The sequence below is a fragment of the Microbulbifer taiwanensis genome (assembly GCF_014904815.1).
GTDB classification, from domain to species: Bacteria; Pseudomonadota; Gammaproteobacteria; order Pseudomonadales; family Cellvibrionaceae; genus Microbulbifer; species Microbulbifer taiwanensis.
On record NZ_JACZFR010000026.1, the window covers coordinates 1 to 18,658 of the forward strand.

An 18,658-nucleotide genomic window follows, 5' to 3' on the forward strand; every position below is an offset into this window, starting at 1 on the left:
AGGAGTCCATATACGCCTACAACCACTTGCGGCCGCACCTGAGCCTCGGCATGGAAACGCCGGAATCTGTGCACAAAAAAGCCAGCTCGGGGGTCGAGCTGGCTTAGTTGAAAACCGTAAACCTATTTTAGGACGGGACACCCCGTAGGGTGCGCCGTGCGCATCGGGAAGCACTGAAGACAGTACCAACCTTCATTCGGTGCGCACGGCGCACCCTGCAAACTTACCCTGCCAGGGCAAAACCGATATCGATAACGGCCAGTACCAGGATTACCACCCAACTCAACGCCGTGCCCACAAAGCGCCCCGGGTGATAGCCGCCCTGCCCCGCAGTGAGCCCGTAGGCGTGCATCAGCCGCGCCAGTACAAACAGGCCTCCGAGCAGATGCAGCCAGGTGGCGGCGAGACCGCAAAGCTCTGCAATCAACATCAATACCAGCGCGATCGGGATATACTCGATCGCATTGGCGTGTACACGGACGCGGATCTCGCTATCGCGATCCTGGCCGCTGCCGAGCCCGACTTTTTTCGAGCGGCGGAACTGCACCACGCGAAATGCCAGGGCAATGATCAGGATGGCGCAGAGGCCTGCGTAGAGTGCGGTTACATTGACAGCCATTATCTCCCCCTTCTGTAAATATCACTCCGCAGGGGCGCCGTGCGCACCGAATACACCCAAACCAGTAATCAGGTCGGTGTGGCGCGCACGGCGCACCCTACATTGAGCGCCCTAATATTTGTAGTTCCAACTAATGTTTGTAGCCGAAGCCATGCCCCTGCTCGGGCTTCAGGTAGCGGTCGCGCAGGCGCGTGGAGCGATTGACCAGTGACTGGGGTACACCGTCGATCAGCACCTGTTCCGCGTGGCTGGTGACCTCCAGCGGGTCGCCGCTCCAGACCACGATATCCGCCACCGCACCCGGCTCTATGCTGCCGCCGTCGATACCGAACACCTGCGCCACATTGCGGCTGATGGACTTGAGCCCCTCTTCATACGGCAGGCCGTTGGCCACCGCATTGCCGGCGGACTGGCGCGACAGGAAGGCATCGTGGGTGGCGAGCCAACCCGGGCCGCGAATAATCACGGTCACACCCGCTTTGTGCATCAGTGCCGCATTGTCCAGGCGCGCGCCAAGGCTCTCGAAGGAGATGGGTAGGTTGTTCATCGCATCGATCACCACCGGCACCTTGGCCTCGGCCAGCTGATCCGCCACCATCCAGCCCTCTGCAGCTCCTTCAACCACCAGGCGCAGATTGAATTCCTGCGCCAGTTTGATCGCCTGCAGTATGTCACTCGCGCGATTGACCGCTACCAGCATGGGCTCGCGACCGCTGATCAGCGGTTGCAGCGCCTCCAGGTCGGCAACGGTCAGGCTCAGGTCGCGCCAGTCGCCGCGGCGAATCGCCTCGCGGTTGGCCGCATACTCGCGCGCCTCGCCCAGCGCCTGCCTGACCTGCCCGTAGGCCACGGCGCGGCTGCCGCCGGCCAGGTGCGCGCCGGCCTCACCCAGGTAGACCCGCTGCGCCAGGTCGGTGCCGACCACGCTGTCCATGGCGCCGTTCAGTTTGATGGCGAAACTGCGCCCGGCGAAGATCTTGTGCTGACTGCCCGGTATCACCAGGGCACGGGTAACGCCGCCGGCACGGTTGAACGGAATCAGTGTGGAGTGCGGGTTATAGGCCGGAAGCGGATCGTAGGCGGTGCCTATCTGCACCCCCCTGGTGTTCTCGCCCTCCACCGCGGCGTCATCATTGGTCGCCGCGGCAGCGCCGATTTCGGTGATACCCAGCTGGGTATCCGGCGCTATCACACCCGGAGTCACCACCTTGCCGCTCGCATCTATTACCTTGTCCGCGGACACATTGAGAGTCGGGGCAACCGACTCCACGCGACCGTCGCGCACCAGGATATCGGCGCTCTCCAGGGTGCCCGCATCGGCCAGGGTGTGCACCTTGCCGCCCTTGATCAGCAGGGTTTCCGCCTGCAGTGCCGGCGCCGCGAGCCCCAGTGCCAGGGTGCAGATCAGTGCGCTCTTTTTCATGATTCTTCTATTCACAGCCGCTCTCCCTCCGCATTCAGAATTCCCAGCTCGAAGTCGCTGTGGGGCTGGCGACTCCTGTCGCTGCGGTCGTACATCAGTTCGCCGTCGATAAAGACCTGGTCCGCGTGGCTGTAGACGCTGAACGGATTGCCGGACCAGACCACCACGTCGGCCATCTTGCCCTTCTCCAGGCTGCCGGTCAGCTCGTCGACACCCAGTGCCCTGGCCGGGTTCAGGGTCATCCACTTCACGGCGTCCCTGGGCTGAATATCGAATCCGGCGCGCTGTCCGGAAGCCATGGCCTTGGCCACTTCCTGGTTCAGGTGCTGTATGCCCACCGCATCGTCCGAGTGAATCATCGCGCAGGCCTCGGCCTGGTCGACGATGGCGATATTGGCCTCGGTCATGTCGAAGGCCTCGTGCTTGAAGCCCCACCAGTCGGCCCACATGGCTGCACAGACATTGTTCTCAGCCAGCAGGTCGGCCACCTTGTAGGCTTCGACCGCGTGGTGGAAGGTGGAAATGTCGAAGTCGAATTCCTCGGCGATATCCATCATCACCGCCATTTCCTCGCCGCGATAGCAGTGGTTATGCACCAGTATCTCGCCATTGAGCACACCCGCCAGGGTTTCCAGCTGCAGATCGCGATCCGGCTGGTCACCGCCCTTCTCGCGATAGTTATCCCACTTCTTCTTGTAGTTGCTGGCGGCGATCCAGGCGCTGCGGTAGCCGGCCACATTGCCCATACGGGTGGAGGGCAATGTGCCCTTGCCGCCGTAGACCCGCTTGGGGTTTTCGCCGCAGGCCATCTTCACGCCATAGGGCGCACCGGGAAATTTCATATCCTGTACGCGGCGACCGGGGACATTCTTCAGGGTCACGCTGCGGCCACCGAACAGGTTGGCGGAGCCCGGCAGTATCTGCAGGGTGGTCACGCCGCCGGCCAGGGCCAGGGCAAATTGCGGATCCTGGGTCCAGACCGAATGCTCCGCCCATACCTGTGCGGTATTGGGTGCGGTCATCTCGTTGCCGTCCTGGGAGGACTCGATGGCAGGCGCCGGGTAGTTACCCAGGTGTGAGTGCACGTCGATAATCCCCGGCGTCACCCACTTGCCCTTGCCGTCTACCACCAGGGCACCCTTGGGTGCCTTGAGATTCTCGCCAATCCCGGCGACCTTGCCCTCTTCCAGCAACAGGTCGGTGTTGTCCAGCTGTTCGCCGGTGCCGGTGAGCAGGGTCGCCCCCTGAATCAGCACAGGGCGGGACTGGGTTATGGAATAGGTAGAGGGGAAAGCGTCCTGGCGGGCGAAACTCACGGACTTCCCATCATCGCCGCCCTCCTCTTCTCCCCCGCAGCCCGGTATAAGCACTGCGGCCCCAACTAGAGTCGCGGCCCTGAGCAGTGCCGCGATACAGCGCCCGGCGGTTCGCCCGGGTTGCGCAAACAGAAATTGCAGCTGCATAGTCAATCTTCCATTTTTATATTGATGAGCAGGGAGGAAACGGAGCGCCCACCCCAATCAGTTATCGCGTTGCATGCTAACAGGTTGGCGCCCATTGGCCATTACCAAAACTTCCACATCACTCCGCGGCGGGCTTGCGCGGCGATGAGGCGCGCCGGCGCTGGTCCGCGGGATCGGCTCGTTCACCGGTCACGCCACCGGCCAACTGTGCAAAAAATGATTCAAACTGCTCCGCGCAACCCAGCGCCGACAACAACTGGACCAATGCCGCCAGGTTACAACCGCGGCCGACTTCCAGCCGCTTCAGTGTACTGAGGCCCACACCCGCATCGGCTGCCAGCGCATCCTGGGCAATATTGCGGGCAAGGCGCAGGCGGCGAAAGTCTTCACCCAATTGCACCAGCAGTTTCTGTGACTTATTCGAGTTCAATTTCATTAACGCCCGATCGCCGAAATGGGAAATTATAGCTTCAGGTAGAGACGCGCAAAATGTGCGTTTCTTCCCAAAAGCGACCTGGACTTTGTCAATCCATCGTGATGGAATGATTGGCGAAAAAATATCCAGGAAGGATGGATGAAAAGAAGAAAAAATAATATTTCCCCGCTTGAGGACACTGCGGAGCGGGAACCGGTCACCTCACCTGCGACAGCACAGGATTCGCGGCATATTTACGAGGCACTGCGCAAGAGTGAGGAGCGCTACCGCGAACTCGTCGAGCACGCCAATTCCATTATCCTGCGCTGGGATAAGACCGGCTATATCACTTTCTTCAATGAATACGCCCAGCAATTCTTTGGCTATACCGAGGCCGAGATCATCGGCCAGCATGTGGTCGGAACCATTGTGCCCGCCAGTGAGAGCACCGGCCGCGACCTGCGCCCGCTGATGGACCACATCTGCAATTACCCGGAAGAGCACCGCTACAACGTCAACGAGAATATCACCAAGAGTGGCGAGCGGGTGTGGATCGCCTGGACCAACAAGTTGTTGACCGATGAAAATGGCAATGCCATCGGTGTGCTGAGTATCGGCTCTGATATCACCAAGCAGCGGCTACTCGAGGAGGAACTGCGCCAGGCGCAGAAGATGCAGGCCATCGGCGAGCTGGCCGGCGGTATCGCCCACGACTTCAATAATATGATCCACGGCATCACCGGCTACGCCGAGGTGATCCAGCAGTTGACCTGCGATGCACGCATTGGCGAATACATCTCCCATATACTCACCACTGCCCACCACGCCGCCGAGCTCACCAAGCAGCTGCTCACCTTCGCGCGCAAGGGCAACTACCAGCTGAGCGAGTGCAATACCCACGAAATCATCCGCGATGTCTGCGCCATGCTCGAGCGCACCATCGACCGCCGCATCGATATCGAACGGCAGCTGGACGCCAGCCGCCCCCATGTCAAAGGGGATATCGCCCAGTTGAAGAGCGCCCTGCTGAATCTCGGTATCAACGCCAAGGACGCCATGCCCCAGGGCGGCACACTGCGATTTGCCACCAGCAATATCGCCATTGACAGCTCGACCAAAATTTCCGACTTCGAGATAGAGCCGGGCCAGTACCTGCTGATCAACATCAGCGACAGCGGTACCGGCATGTCCGCCGAAGTGCGCCGGCGTATCTTCGAGCCATTCTTCACCACCAAGGAGAGCGGCCGCGGCGCCGGGCTGGGGCTGGCGGCCGTGTACGGCACCACCCATCTGCACAAAGGCGCCATCCGCTGCCGCAGCAATGAGGGCGAGGGAAGCAGCTTCGATCTCTATCTGCCGATCATCAAGGACTGCGCCAGGCTCTCCAACCCCCAGGCCAGCCCCGTCATCGAGGAGAGAAATATCCGCATTATGGTAGTGGACGACGAAGCCATAGTACGCAGCTACTCGAAAACACTGTTCGAAATGCACGGTCACGATGTGATCACCTTCGCCAGCGCCGAAGAGGCCATCAATTTCTACCGCCAGGAATATGAAAATGTGGACCTGGTACTGCTGGATATGATCATGCCGCGTATGGACGGCCAGCAGCTGTTCGCCTTTATGAAACGCATCAACCCCGATATCAAGGCGATTCTGTCCACCGGCTACAGTGTCGACAGCAAGGTCCAGGAGATCCTCGCGGACGGCATCCTGGACTGCATCCAGAAACCCTTTACCTACGAGAAGCTGCAGAAAAAAATTGAGGCGTTGATTGCCGAAGGCCAGTTACCGGCAACAGCCGTTCCAGAGCCCGGCTGATGTGGATCAGTAGTGAAAGAGTTTGATTACCGCTTCCCCGTTGTCGCACTCGCCGACCACTTCCGGTTCGGAGATTTTCGCCCCGGCCTGGATGACCTTATTCGACGGATAGGAGACGAAACAGGCAAAATTGAAGTTGACCGCCCAGTTGCACAACAAGCGGCCGTCGTCCTCTTCGTAGAAACGCAGTTGGCAGAAGCTCAGCGTCGGACTCTGCCCCCCATCCGTCTGTGCGCCGGTAGTATCGTCGACGGCCAGGGCCAGCAGGGAGGCGGGCAATACCAGCCCGGCGACAAGCAACCACTGCCACATAACCTCACCCGTGATTTCAACGACTGACTCCCGTTAAGCGTAGCAGTAGTTGGCGCATATATCCTTCCCCTGCCCCGGCAGACGCCTAGGAGCCCGCCGCCAGCGCCTCGAAGCGGCTGACCTCCGCGATCGACGGCTGCAGGCCATACTTCTGCACTATGGCCATAAAGCGTTGCACATAGATGCGGGAGACGGGCGCGTAGGGCGGCATCCACTCGTCCGGGCCGCGGTCGCCCTTGCTCTGGTTGCGGCCGTCGTCCACCAGCCACAGGTTGTCCGGGTCCTCGGCGAAGCGGCGCTTCTGCTCGCGACTCCAGTGGGCACCACCGCGTTCGTGGGCCCATTTGAGCGGTACAATATGCTCCACGTCCAGGTCCGATGCCTTGCTGTAGAAGTTGCCGGTGTAGGGATCCAGCCACAGGCCGGTGGCCACTTTGCAGTTGTCTGTGCGGGTAAATGTGATCGGGGCCAGGGAATAGCGGACCAGCAGTTCGTGCCGGGTATCCTGGCAGTCGCTGTCGAAGTCAGACCAGCGTGGCAGCCACTCCGCTCGCTCGTAGGAAGTCGCCGTTGCTGAAAGGCTGGCGAACAGGGATAAAAGAAAAACAAAACGTCGAGAAATTGATCGAATACACATACGACTACTACCAACCAATGTTTGGCACAATCGTACAGAAATCTATCCTCGCAGAATATCGATCAATTCACTGTGACGGAAAGGTGTAGCGAAATTATTCGAAGGCGCTCTCGCCCCGCTCCAGCACTGCCGCCACCGCACCGGACCAAAGTTCGTAGCCCTTTTCATTCAGGTGCAGCCCGTCTGCGATAAAGATATCCCTCCTCGGCCGGCTCTTCTCCAGCAGTGCGCTGGCCACATCGATATAGAAGAAATGCTCGCGCTCATCGCACAGTTTTTCGATCATGCGGTTGGTCTGCTGCATTTTTGGCCACAGGGACCAGCGCGCCAGGCTCGGCTTGATGGAAATAAAATAGATACGCAGCTCTGGGTTCTCCTTGCGCAGCTTGTCGGCCAGCGCCAAAAATTTATCCACCACCTGCTGCGGCTCTATCCCCTGGACGATATCGTTGTCACCCTCATAGATGGCCACGGCCCTGGGTCGATGCCTGGAGATCAGCTGGTCCGAGTAATACAGCAGGTCGTTCATATTGCTGCCGCCAAAGCCGCGTGGAATCACCCGAATGCCGCCCAGGTCCCGTCGGATGCGCGGGTGCCACATGCGGATACTGGAGCTGCCGGTAACCACTACCCCGCCGGGCTCGATGGGCTGCCGCCCGCCCAGGCGGTTGAAGTTCGCCACTTCGCGCTCGAAGATCAGGGGGCTGGCATAATCCGCAGCCCGGGCGGCGGCCGCACCGCCGGCGGCGATTAGCATTGCCCCCAAGAGGGCGAGGGGCTTCCACATAGCGTTTCTCCGCTTTCATTGTTCAGATGGGGGCAAGCCTGCCACAATATCACCCCGACCGCATCAGCCCCCGGACCCGCCATGATCCAACCCAACACCCAATGCCCGTGCAGCTCCGGAAAGCCCTTTGCTGACTGCTGCGACCTTTACCTTTCGGGCAAAGCCTACCCAAACAGCGCAGAAATCCTGATGCGCAGCCGTTTCAGCGCCTTCTCCACCGGCAACCTGCCCTACCTGCGCAAGAGCTGGCATCCGGATACCTGCCCGGAACTGGTTGCGGGGGATCTGCAGACTCAGTGGACACGGCTGGAAGTGATCAGGAGCAAGCAGGGGCTGAAGAAATCGGTGGTGGAATTCAGGGCCTGGTACCTGGAAAACGACATAGAGCACTCGATGCACGAAGTGTCGCTATTCAAGCTGTACAGGAAGCGCTGGGTGTATGTAGAGCCTATTTCCGGCTGGCCGTAGGGTGCGCCGTGCGCACCACATCAGGATGGATGCGGTTTTATACCTCTTTTGGTGCGCGCGGCGCACCCTACGGGCATAATGGTGAGAACCCAAAAAAATCGCGGGAGCCTTTCCACTCCCGCGCCGCCTTCAACATTTTCTGTTTATTGGCGAACCGCTCGCCGGACCTGGCCCTGACATGGGCGCCGCCCTTGCGAAGCAGTGGGTTAAGCGCAACGCGATTGCGCGGTCTGTTGTTTTTCATTGCTATGGCTCTCCTCAGTAAAATCCAATAAATACCACTGCTGATTATCTATCTTTCTCATCTTCCTCCTCGAAGACTTGTCGTCGTACAGAAATTGCGGACCGGCGGCAACGCGACGGAAACAGAACTTTTCCGGCAGCGTCGAATAGACAGACCTTGGTGGTCTGCAGTTTTTCACCTTACAGCCGGTCTCCCAGCTGTGGAAATAGATCCTGTGGATGCCTATCTCCGTCAGTAAAAACTCGACCGTTGCCGCGAGCATGGCTTCCGACCAGTGCCCCAGGTGAGGAGCTATGGCTTTCTCGAAATATTCCACCGCCTGTTGCGGTGAGAAAGTCTCGTACCAGCGCCGCCTGCGCGCGCCTGGCCTTGATGCCAGGCACCGTTTCGCGTGCTTGAACAGCCAGGATGCCTCCCGCAGCCAATCGTTCTGGACCTCTTCGATCAGTGCCGTATCCGACTCCAGGTCCAGGTCGATCCGCGACCAGGCCAGGGTATTGCGCGTCCTGCTCGTCGGATGGCCGGCGAAATCAAACGGCGAAGCGTCAGCGTCGACTTTCAATTCGCGGTAAACCCTGTCGTGCTCATTGGAAAAGTTCAGCTGCAGAACCAGGTTGCGCCCCGCCCTCGATGTTTGGTGCCAGCTGCTCCTGCGCTCACTGCCCCAGAGGTCAAGGCTCAGGGTGTAGCAATGGAAATACTCCGGCCAATAGCTGGAAAACACTTCCGGACGGGCTATCCCATCACCACAGGATCCCAGTACTTCCCTCACCAGAGGCTTGTCGAGCAGGCGCCGCATATGGCTCTGACGCAGGGCAGCAACCGGCCTGCCACCAGTACAGTAGTGCCCCAACAGCGTCAGGGCATATTTGTTCTTAAAATAGAAATACTTGGTGCGTCCCTGCGACAGGCACGCGATGATTTCCTCTGCCAGTTTGACGTCCATGTCTGCTACGCGGCTCCTCTCTAACCCTTGATACAAATAACCTGTCGCAGCGTATGCACCACATCCACCAGATCGGACTGGTTTTGCATGACCCGATCGATATCCTTGTAGGCCGCGGGTATCTCGTCGATCACGCCGCTGTCCTTCCTGCACTGGATACCTCGGGTCTGCTCCTCCAGGTCCTGGCGGGTGAAACGCTTGCGGGCCGCGGTGCGGCTCATCTTGCGCCCGGCGCCGTGAGCGCAGGAGCAAAATGAATCCGCGTTGCCGCGGCCGCGCACGATAGACGACTTGGCGCCCATGGAGCCGGGGATAATTCCCAGCTGGTCCCGCTGTGCGCTGATCGCCCCTTTGCGCGTCACGAATACATCGCGTCCGAAATGCCGTTCCCGCACCACGTAGTTGTGGTGGCAGTTGATCGCCTCGGACGTCAGGGTGAATTCGGGCAGATGCGCGCGCAGGCAGCCTAACACCAGTTTCATCATCTCCTGGCGGTTTACCCGCGCGTATTCCTGGGCCCAGTTGACCGCCTCGATATAATCGTCGAAGTGGCCATTGCCCTCGCTGAAGTAGGCGAGATCCCGGTCCGGCAGATTGTGCATATACCCGGCCATATCCCTGCGTGCCAGCTGGATAAAGTGCTGGCCGATGGCATTGCCGATGCCGCGACTGCCGGAGTGCAGCATCACCCAGACCGCGTTGCTCTCATCGAGACAGATCTCGATAAAGTGGTTGCCGCTGCCGAGGGTACCCAGCTGGGTCACCCAGGTCTGCTGCGGCTGGCGCAGCTTTTTCAGCAGTTGCGGATGCTTGTCGAACAACCTGTCCGCTCCGGGAGCAAGATGTTTGCAGGCAGCTTCCCGGGCGTTAATCATCTTGTGACGACCAAAGCCCACGGGGACTTTCACCTCAATGGCGTCCCGCAGCGACTTCAGGTTGTCCGGCAACTGGTTTGCGCGCAGCGATGTACGCACCGCGTTCATGCCGCAGCCGATATCCACCCCCACCGCAGCGGGAATGATCGCACTGACGGTGGGAATCACGGATCCCACGGTGGCCCCCTTGCCGAGATGCACATCGGGCATGGCCGCCACGTGCGAGTGCACTATCGGCAGCTGGGCAATATTCTTCAATTGTTGCAATGCTGCCGGCTCCACCTCTTCGGTGTAGATTTTTACCGGGACTGTTCCCGGCGGTGCATTATTGTTCAGTACCATTTTTACAGGCATAACGAATCCCTGGATTACTCCACGTTTTTATAAAAATTGCCTTTCGAGGCCGGAAAAAAGAAAGCCCCGGCATTTGCCAGGGCTTCAGGAAGTTCTGGCTTGAAAGGCGATGTCACCTTTCAAGCGCGAGCACATGAAAGGCTTTTAGATAAACCGATTTTTTACTGGTTGATAGCGCATTTTATGGCTCCTTTTTCATGTGCTGCCGTAGCTGCGGACTACGGCGAATTGGAGAGTGATTGAAAGTTGTGGCGAGTCTAAACAGCGCCGACAGAATGTCAACAGAAAATCGTCGATTGACGTATTTTTTATAAAATACCATTCGAAGACTGTCGTGAAAGGCAGTTGCAGGCACCATATAATTCCGACGCAAGGTTTGCAGTCGATATGGAAGAGCATGTACCCGGAAATCATCTTTGAAGACGGCTGTCTCGTCGCGGCCTACAAGCCCGAAGGCTGGCTGGTGCACCGCTCGGATATAGATCCTCGCGAAGAGCGGGTCCTGCTGCAGTTCCTGCGCGACCTGGTCGGCTGCCACCTGTACCCCATTCATCGGCTGGACAAACCCACCTCCGGCATCATCGTTTTCGGCAAGAGCGGGGAGATAGCCGCGCAGGTACAGGCGCAGCTGGAGGGCGAGGAATCGTTAAAAAAATATATCGCCGTCTGCCGAGGCTACTGCCCAGAGGAGGGCGTGATCGACTATCCGCTGCCGCCGGTGGCCGATTTCAAGCATCAGCGCAAGCGTCCCAGGGCCGAGCTTCCCCGCCAATCGGCGGTCACCATTTACCGCAGGCTCGACACCATCGAAGTCCCCTACGCCGTAGACCGCTACCCCACCAGCCGCTACTCCCTCGTGGAAATTCAGCTGGTCACCGGCCGCCGGCACCAGATACGCCGCCACTTCAAGCATATCCACCACCCACTGATCGGTTGCCCCAAGTACGGCAAGTCAGTGCACAACCGCTTCTTCGCAGAGCACTTTGGCTGCAGCCGCCTGCTGCTGCACGCCCTGCAACTGCAACTGGACCACCCGGTGACCGGCGAGCGCCTGAATCTGGTCGCGCCGCCGCGGGGCCAGTTTCTCTCCCTGCTGCAGAATTTCGGCTGGCGCCTGCCCGAATAGGTCCGCTCGCACCCGCCCCCCTCCCGTCACCGGTCGTTTGCACTCCTCAATAACAATTGTTATTGTACTCAAAATAATTTTAAGCAGGTAACGATAATGCCGAACAGCAGCTACCAGCGAATCCTGCAAAGCCGCCGGCTGCCCCCTCGGGAGGACCGGCTGGCGATAGACACCATCGACATGCACACCGGCGGCGAGCCGCTGCGGGTGATACTGGACGGTTTTCCCGAAATCAGCGGCAAAGATGTGCTGGATTGCCGCAGCCGGGTGCGCGCGCAGTTCGATCACTTGCGCACCGCACTGATGTGGGAACCCCGCGGCCACGCGGATATGTACGGCTGCCTGCTGGTGCCACCCAACTCCGCAGAGGCGGACTTCGGGGTCATTTTCCTGCACAACGAGGGCTACAGCACCATGTGCGGTCACGCGGTGATCGCGCTGGCCACGCTGGCAGTGGAGATGGGCTGGGTGGATACCCGCGGTGCAGGCGAGGAAACAGCGGTGACCATCGATGCACCCTGTGGCCGCATACACGCCTTCGCCCGGCAGGGCGAAAACGAGCGGGTCGAAAGCGCACGCTTCCTGTGCGTGCCATCATTTGTGCTGGCCCGGAACCAGCGCGTTTCCGTGCCAGGGCTGGGACAGCTGAACTACGACATCGCCTATGGCGGTGCCTTCTACGCCTATGTGGATGCCGCACAGCTGCCCTTCTCGCTGAGCGCGGAAAACGCCACTCGGATTATCGATGCCGGGCGCGCAGTAAAGAAGGCGGTAGCGGAACAGGGCCCTGCGATAGAACACCCCTACGAGACGGATCTCAGCTTCCTGTACGGCACCATTTTCCTCGACAGCTGCGCCACCGAATCGGCAGACAGTCGCAATGCCTGCGTGTTCGCCGACGGTGAGCTGGACAGATCCCCCACCGGTTCCGGCGTAGCCGGGCGCATGGCGCTCCATCACGCCCAGGGCCTATTGCCCGCGGGCAAACCCCTGCGCATCGAGAGCATCCTGGGCAGTGTCTTTACCGGCAAAGTCGCGGACACCACCCATTACGGCGGGCACCCCGCGGTAATCCCGGAGATACAGGGCTCGGCCAGTATCACCGGGGAGCACCGGTTTCATATCGACCCGGCAGACCCGTTTAAACACGGTTTTTTTCTGCGCTGACCCGATTGAGGAGCTATATGAAAATGCAGTACCTGGACCACTGGCAGGTCGCCGAAGCCCTGAACTACCCCCAGCTGATCGAAGGCCTGCGCGCGGCGTTTCGCGAGCAGCAGATCCAGGTTCCCCCACGCCACCACCACCATTACACCTATTCGCGCAGGCGCGATGGGGAGAACACCCTGCTGCTGATGCCCGCCTGGGAGGCAGATGGTTACCTGGGAGTAAAGACGGTCGTGGTCGCACCGGACAATATCGATGAGCCGTCGATCCAGGGCCAGTACGCCCTCTACGAGGCCGCCACCGGCACCCCCAGAATCATCATGGACGCGGCCGCCCTGACGGCCCGGCGCACGGCCGCCGCCTCGGCCCTGGCTGCCGACTACCTGGCCCCGGCCGATGCCCGCACGCTGCTGATGGTCGGCACCGGCACCCTGGCCCCGCAACTCATTCACGCGCACACCAGCGTGCGCCCGATCGAAAGAATTTTGATCTGGGGCAGAGACCATGGAAAGGCACAGGCACTGGCGCAGTCCCTGCAGTGCGAGGCCTACGCCACCGAAGCCTGCACCGACCTGGAGAAGAGTGTGCACCGGGCGGATATCGTCAGCTGCGCCACCCTGAGCAAAACCCCGCTGCTGCACGGCGACTGGTTGCGCCCCGATCAGCATATCGACTTGGTGGGTGCCTACCGCCCGGATATGCGCGAGGCGGACGATACGCTGATCAAACGCGTGGCGCTCTATGCCGACGCACTCCCCCAGGCGCTGGCGGAAACCGGGGACCTGGCCATTCCCATCGCCAGCGGCCAGCTCAATCCGGAATCCGTACGCGGCGATCTGCCGAGCCTGTGCCGCAACCCAGCCCCACTGCCACGGGCGCAGGACAGCATCACCTGTTTCAAGTCCGTGGGCCACGCCCTGGAGGATCTGGTGGCGGCGCGACTGGTGTACGATAGGCACCGCCACTCGATGGCAGCATCCGGGCCGGATTAAAAGTGGGGTGACCCAATCTGGCCGCCCGGCGGAGGCACGGATCCATCTCGACATCCGTTAGTGAGACCCCGCCTGCGGTCGTGCTGCGCTTGTACTGCAACTCGAAGGCCTGACGGCACACGAGATTTTCGGCAGCCCGGATGATATAAAGCGCCGGTGGTCGACGCCCCGGTTTTCCGCCTTCGGCGGCGAGAACTGCGAGTTGAGATCAATCGCCCTTTCACTCTGGGAAGTATCCCTCATGCTCAAAGTCACTAAGTTTGCAGGCTCCGCCCTCTTCGCCCACTGCCTGATGGCCGTCGCTACCTTTGCGTCCCACTCGGCCCAGAGTGACTCCCAGTTACAGGCGCCACTGCCAAAACTGATTCCATGGCAGGGCGCTTCCGAACAACTGATCGTGCGCGAGGGCGACTGGGTGACGCCTGCAGAGGCCAACGACTTCCGCACCACGCCGAATTACCGGCAGACCCGCGCCTTTATCGATCGCCTGGCCGCGGACAGCGCGGATATCGAGATCATCGAAATCGGCACCTCCACCGGGGGACGGCAGGTGCAGCTGGTAACCCTGACCGAGGGCGGCAGCGATCCCAGAACAAATGGCAAACCGACCCTGCTGGTGCAGGCGGGTATCCATTCGGGCGAGATCGACGGCAAGGATGCCAGCCTGATGTTGCTGCGGGATTATGTTAATGGCGACCGGGAGCTGCGCCAGCTGATCGAGCGCACAAACCTGCTGTTGATTCCCATCCTCAATGTGGACGGCCACGAGCGCGCCGACCTGTATTCACGCATGAATCAACGGGGCCCGGACAACGCCGGCTGGCGGACCAACGGCAACAACCTGAACCTGAACCGCGACTACGCCAAGCTCGACACACCGGAGATGCGCGCGGTAATGGGCGTGATCAACGCGTACAAACCCAGCCTCTACCTGGATATCCATGTCACCGATGGTGAGGACTACCAGTACGATATCACCTACGGCTACAACGGTTCCTTCGCCACCGATTCACCGGCCAGCACAAAGTGGCTGGAAACCCGCCTGCAGAAGGACCTGGACTCAGCCCTGACCGCCAGTGGCCATATCCCGGGCCCGCTGGTGTTCGGTGTGAACCGACAGGACTTTGCCGAGGGTATCAACCACTGGACGGCCCCGCCCCGCTTCTCCAACGGTCTCGGCGACCTGCGCCACACCCCCACGGTGCTGGTGGAGAACCACTCGCTAAAACCCTATCGCCAGCGGGTACTGGGAACCTATGTATTGATCGACGCGGCCCTCAAAGCGCTGGCCGAGGACGGAGACAGGCTCAGCCAGGCCATTGCCGACGATCAGAAGCGCCGCCCGCAAAACCAGGTACTCGCCTGGGCAACCAACAAGAAGCCCGACCTCTCGGTATTTGCGCAGAAGCCCTTCAAGGGCATCGCCTACCGGAAGGAAAAGAACCCCATCAGCGGCACCGAGCAGGTGGCCTGGCTCGGCGAGGCCCTGGATTACCCTTCCCTCCCCGTATTCGTCGATAACGTAAAAGCGGTGGAGGTACGAGTGCCCGAGGCCTTCTACCTGCCGAAAAATGAGACACTGGTGCTGGAGCGACTGCAAGCACACGGTATCGAGATTACCGAACCGCGGCGCAGGGCGGCCGCACTGACCCGCTTCAAAGTCGACAAGCACGAGTTCGCCGAAAGCCCTTTCGAAGGCCACTTCCGGGTCAAGGGAGAATTCGAGGAGGAGCAGATCGAGGCTCCGCTCGATGGCTATGCCAAAATCAGCACCGACCAGCCATTGGGCAGCCTGGCGGTGGCCCTGCTGGACCCGCGCGGGCCCGACTCCTTCTTCCAGTGGGGGTTCTTTAACCGGATTTTCCAGCGCACCGAGTACTACGAGCCCTACGCGCTGGTGCCACTGGCGCAACAAATGCTGCAACGGGATCCGGCATTAAAAAAGGAATTTGAACAGCGCCTGCAGGACAAGGCGTTCGCCGAGGATCCGAAGGCGCGCCTGGACTTTTTCTACCAGCGCAGCCCTTACTACGACCAGGTCTACCTGATGTATCCGGTGCTGATGGAGTATTGAGCCGCACGGTTTTCGAATGCCCGCTGAAGGGCACCCCTAAATAGCCATTTGAACCGGTCCCGTAGGGTGCGCCGTGCGCACCACATCAGAGCTGATGCGGACTGCCGAGCCTTTCGGTGCGCACGGCGCACCCTACGATCGCGATTAGTAAAGGGCCCTAACCCGTATCTATCCAGGAAACTCGGCGTCTGCAGCGCGGGAAAACTCGTCGAAAACACCCAGCCCATCGCCCAATGATTTGAGCCTTTCCGAAGTGATCTCCCCCTGATCACGGAGAGCGGCAAGTGCGGCATAGGCGATACTGGCTGCATCCACCTCGAAGTATTTGCGCAAGTCTTGCCGCGATTCGCACACCCCGAATCCGTCGGTGCCGAGGGCGACAAAGTGCCCCGGCACCCAGCGCGCGATGCTCGCCGGCAGCGCGCGCATATAGTCGGTACAGGCGACTATGGGGCCATCAACCGATTCAAGCACCCGCTCCAGATAGGACTCATGTTGCGCCCCCGGCTGCATCCGCTGCAGGCGCTCTACCCTCTCCGCATCCCGCGCCAGCTCCGAGTAACTGGTCACGCTCCACACATCCGCGGAAATACCACGCTCGGCGAGCAGGGCCTGGGCGTCCAGCACCTGCTGCATGATGCTGCCGCTGCCGAACAGTTGCACCGTCGGCTGTGCGCCATCCGTGTTGTCCGACGGGCGGAAAAGGTAGATTCCTTTTTTCACTCCCTCCTCGATGCGCGCCTGCTCTCCACCGGGAATGGCCGGCATGGGGTAGTTCTCGTTGTAGACGGTCAGGAAGTAGAAGACCTGCTCGCCCCGCTCGTACATCACCTCGATACCGTCGCGCAGCAGCATCGCCAGCTCGTAGGCGAAGGCCGGATCGTAACTGCGCATATTCGGCACCGTCGATGCCAGTATGTGGGAGTGGCCGTCCTGGTGTTGCAGCCCTTCGCCGTTCAGCGTGGTGCGGCCGGCCGTGCCGCCGAGCAGGAAGCCGCGGCACATGCTGTCGGCGCAGCCCCAGATCATATCCCCCACCCGCTGGAAGCCGAACATGCTGTAGAAGATATACAGCGGGATGGTCGGCACCCCGTGGTTGGCGTAGGCGGTGCCGGCGGCGAGGAAGGACGCCATGGCACCGGCCTCGCAAATGCCCTCCTGCAGTATCTGCCCGTCCGCTGCCTCGCGGTAGGGCAACAGGCTGTCTGCGTCCACCGGCAGGTACTTCTGCCCACCGGGGGCGTAGATACCGGCCTCGCGGAACAGCGCCTCCATACCGAAGGTGCGCGCCTCGTCCGGGACAATCGGCACTATGTACTTGCCGACACGCTTATCCTTGATCAGCTTGGCCATCATGCGCACCACCGCCATGGTGGTGGAGAGGGCCCGCTCCCCGCTGCCGCAATAGAACTCTTCAAACAGCGCCCTGTCCGGCGCCTGCAGCGGCGCACTGTCCACCCGCCGGTAGGGCATACCGCCGCCGAGTGAACGACGCCTGTCGCGCAGGTAGCGCAGCTCCTCGGAACCCTCGGCCGGGCAGTAGAAGCCGGCCCGCGCCAGCTCCTCGTCCGCCAGCGGAATGCCGAGCCTGCGGCCGATACCGACGCGCTCTTCCGTGGAAAACTGTTTTTTCTGGTGCGCGGTATTTTTACCCTGGGTGGACTCGCCCAGTCCATCGCCCTTCACCGTCTTGACCAGTATTACCGTCGGCCTGCCGTTGCTCTGCGCGGCGCGGGCAAAGGCGGCGTAGATTTTTTTCGGGTCCTGGCCGCCGCGCTTTATCTCCCGGACCTCTTCATCGGTGAGGCTGCTCATCAATGCCTGCAGCTCCGGGGAGTTTTCCACCCAGTGTTCACGCTGGGCGCCACCGGGCCGGGTGGAGTACATCTGGTAGTCGCCGTCCAGGGTTTCGTCCATGCGCCTTTGCAGCACGCCGTTGCGATCATTCTGCAGCAGTGTGTCCCAACCGCTGCCCCAGACCACCTTGATCACCTGCCAGTCGGCGCCGCGAAAGCTGCGCTCCAGCTCCTGAATGATTTTTCCGTTGCCGCGCACCGGGCCATCGAGGCGCTGCAGGTTGCAGTTGACCACCAGCACCAGGTTGTCGAGTTTCTCCCGCGCGGCGATATTGATGGTGCCCAGCACTTCCGGCTCGTCCGCCTCGCCATCGCCGATAAAATTCCAGACCTTGCCGCCGTTATCCGGCTTCAGTCCGCGTGCCTGCAGGTACTTGGCAAAGCGCGCCTGGTAGATGGCCGAGGGTGTGGACAGCCCCATGGAGGCGGTGGGCGCCTGCCAGAAATCCGGCATCTGCCGCGGGTGCGGATAGGAAGGGAGGCCGCCGCCCGGCTGCAATTGGCGGCGGAAATTCTGCAGCTGCCGCTCCGTGAGCCGCCCCTCCAGAAAAGCCCGGGCATAGATACCGGGCGCCGCGTGCGCCTGCACGTTGACCAGGTCGCCGCCGTAGTCCGTATCCCGGCAGCGGAAGAAATGATGGAACCCCACTTCCAGCATGGTGGCGGCGGAGGCGTAGGTGGCGATATGACCGCCGACACCGGATCCGCTGTCGGCGGCCTGCAATACCATGGCGATGGCATTCCAGCGGATGATATTTTCGATGCGCTGCTCGAGCTTCAGGTTGCCGGGGTAAGGCGGCTGTTCGGACAGCGGTATCGTATTGCGGTAGGGGGTGTTCAGCGGCGCCTGGTCCAATGGCACGCCGCGCCTGACGAGGCGCTCCTGCAGCGCGCGCAGTATTTCCTGGGCGCGGTCCCCGCCCTGGTAGCGCAGGATATCGTCCAGGGATTCCAGCCATTCCTGCAGCTCTGAATCCTGATCTGCAATTAAGTCGTGCGGATTGACTTGCATATTCACCGTGCACCCCTAGCGGCTCGGTACTGATGGAAAACGCCAAATCGCGCCCGACACACGGGCG

At 60.9% G+C, this 18,658-nt stretch carries 17 protein-coding genes; 7 read left to right on the plus strand and 10 right to left on the minus strand.

Going from position 1 to position 18,658, the window contains the following annotated elements; translation table 11 throughout:
• Positions 1-223: 223 nt before the first annotated feature.
• The 4 genes from IG627_RS09500 to IG627_RS09515 form a co-directional block, all read right to left on the minus strand.
• Positions 224-619, minus strand: a complete 396-nt coding sequence (locus IG627_RS09500; protein ID WP_193192126.1) for an MAPEG family protein — start codon at positions 617-619, stop codon at positions 224-226.
• A 130-nt stretch (positions 620-749) separates the two neighbouring features.
• Positions 750-2,057, minus strand: a complete 1,308-nt coding sequence (locus IG627_RS09505) for an amidohydrolase family protein (RefSeq protein ID WP_319024539.1) — start codon at positions 2,055-2,057, stop codon at positions 750-752.
• Positions 2,054-3,505 carry an amidohydrolase gene (locus IG627_RS09510; RefSeq protein ID WP_193192127.1) on the minus strand — a complete coding sequence of 484 codons (1,452 nt, stop codon included), beginning with the start codon at positions 3,503-3,505 and terminating at the stop codon, positions 2,054-2,056. The genes IG627_RS09505 and IG627_RS09510 overlap by 4 nt, the downstream gene beginning before the upstream one ends.
• Before the next feature lie 118 nt (positions 3,506-3,623).
• Positions 3,624-3,935: a helix-turn-helix domain-containing protein gene (locus tag IG627_RS09515; RefSeq protein WP_193192128.1), complete on the minus strand. Its 312-nt coding sequence runs from the start codon at positions 3,933-3,935 to the stop codon at positions 3,624-3,626.
• A 144-nt stretch (positions 3,936-4,079) separates the two neighbouring features.
• On the opposite strand from IG627_RS09515, the gene IG627_RS09520 reads away from it, so the two are divergent.
• Positions 4,080-5,741 carry a hybrid sensor histidine kinase/response regulator gene (locus IG627_RS09520; protein ID WP_193192129.1) on the plus strand — a complete coding sequence of 554 codons (1,662 nt, stop codon included), beginning with the start codon at positions 4,080-4,082 and terminating at the stop codon, positions 5,739-5,741.
• A 6-nt stretch (positions 5,742-5,747) separates the two neighbouring features.
• On the opposite strand, the gene IG627_RS09525 is transcribed toward IG627_RS09520, so the two are convergent.
• The 3 genes from IG627_RS09525 to IG627_RS09535 form a co-directional block, all read right to left on the minus strand.
• A complete protein-coding gene (locus tag IG627_RS09525) occupies positions 5,748-6,053 on the minus strand; it encodes a hypothetical protein (protein WP_193192130.1) in 306 nt (101 codons plus the stop codon).
• An 85-nt stretch (positions 6,054-6,138) separates the two neighbouring features.
• Positions 6,139-6,690 carry an HNH endonuclease family protein gene (locus IG627_RS09530; RefSeq protein WP_193192131.1) on the minus strand — a complete coding sequence of 184 codons (552 nt, stop codon included), beginning with the start codon at positions 6,688-6,690 and terminating at the stop codon, positions 6,139-6,141.
• Positions 6,691-6,784: 94 nt separating this feature from the next.
• Entirely contained in the window at positions 6,785-7,477 is a 693-nt protein-coding gene (locus IG627_RS09535) for a GDSL-type esterase/lipase family protein (RefSeq protein WP_193192132.1), read from the minus strand.
• A gap of 81 nt (positions 7,478-7,558) precedes the next feature.
• On the opposite strand from IG627_RS09535, the gene IG627_RS09540 reads away from it, so the two are divergent.
• Positions 7,559-7,945 carry a YchJ family protein gene (locus IG627_RS09540; protein WP_193192133.1) on the plus strand — a complete coding sequence of 129 codons (387 nt, stop codon included), beginning with the start codon at positions 7,559-7,561 and terminating at the stop codon, positions 7,943-7,945.
• 206 nt (positions 7,946-8,151) lie between these two features.
• On the opposite strand, the gene IG627_RS09545 is transcribed toward IG627_RS09540, so the two are convergent.
• Positions 8,152-9,135 (minus strand): hypothetical protein, encoded by a 984-nt coding sequence (locus IG627_RS09545; RefSeq protein WP_193192134.1) that lies wholly within the window; start codon positions 9,133-9,135, stop codon positions 8,152-8,154.
• Between the two features lie 20 nt (positions 9,136-9,155).
• Positions 9,156-10,364: an RtcB family protein gene (locus tag IG627_RS09550; protein WP_193192135.1), complete on the minus strand. Its 1,209-nt coding sequence runs from the start codon at positions 10,362-10,364 to the stop codon at positions 9,156-9,158.
• A gap of 99 nt (positions 10,365-10,463) precedes the next feature.
• Here IG627_RS09550 and IG627_RS09555 point away from each other — a divergent pair, with 99 nt between their 5' ends.
• The 5 genes from IG627_RS09555 (at position 10,464) to IG627_RS09575 (ending at position 15,723) form a co-directional block, all read left to right on the plus strand.
• Complete coding sequence (locus IG627_RS09555) at positions 10,464-10,607, plus strand: hypothetical protein (RefSeq protein WP_193192136.1); 144 nt, start codon at positions 10,464-10,466, stop codon at positions 10,605-10,607.
• Between the two features lie 154 nt (positions 10,608-10,761).
• A complete protein-coding gene (locus IG627_RS09560) occupies positions 10,762-11,490 on the plus strand; it encodes a pseudouridine synthase (RefSeq protein WP_193192137.1) in 729 nt (242 codons plus the stop codon).
• A gap of 96 nt (positions 11,491-11,586) precedes the next feature.
• A complete protein-coding gene (locus IG627_RS09565; protein WP_193192138.1) occupies positions 11,587-12,657 on the plus strand; it encodes a proline racemase family protein in 1,071 nt (356 codons plus the stop codon).
• A gap of 17 nt (positions 12,658-12,674) precedes the next feature.
• Entirely contained in the window at positions 12,675-13,649 is a 975-nt protein-coding gene (gene lhpI, locus IG627_RS09570; RefSeq protein WP_226864904.1) for a bifunctional Delta(1)-pyrroline-2-carboxylate/Delta(1)-piperideine-2-carboxylate reductase, read from the plus strand.
• 241 nt (positions 13,650-13,890) lie between these two features.
• A complete protein-coding gene (locus tag IG627_RS09575) occupies positions 13,891-15,723 on the plus strand; it encodes a M14 family metallopeptidase (RefSeq protein ID WP_226864905.1) in 1,833 nt (610 codons plus the stop codon).
• A gap of 168 nt (positions 15,724-15,891) precedes the next feature.
• Here the strand turns inward: IG627_RS09575 and aceE are convergent, their stop codons facing one another.
• The gene (aceE, locus tag IG627_RS09580) at positions 15,892-18,591 is read right to left on the minus strand and encodes a pyruvate dehydrogenase (acetyl-transferring), homodimeric type (RefSeq protein WP_193192139.1); all 2,700 of its coding nucleotides are present in this window, start codon (positions 18,589-18,591) and stop codon (positions 15,892-15,894) included.
• Positions 18,592-18,658 lie beyond the last annotated feature (67 nt).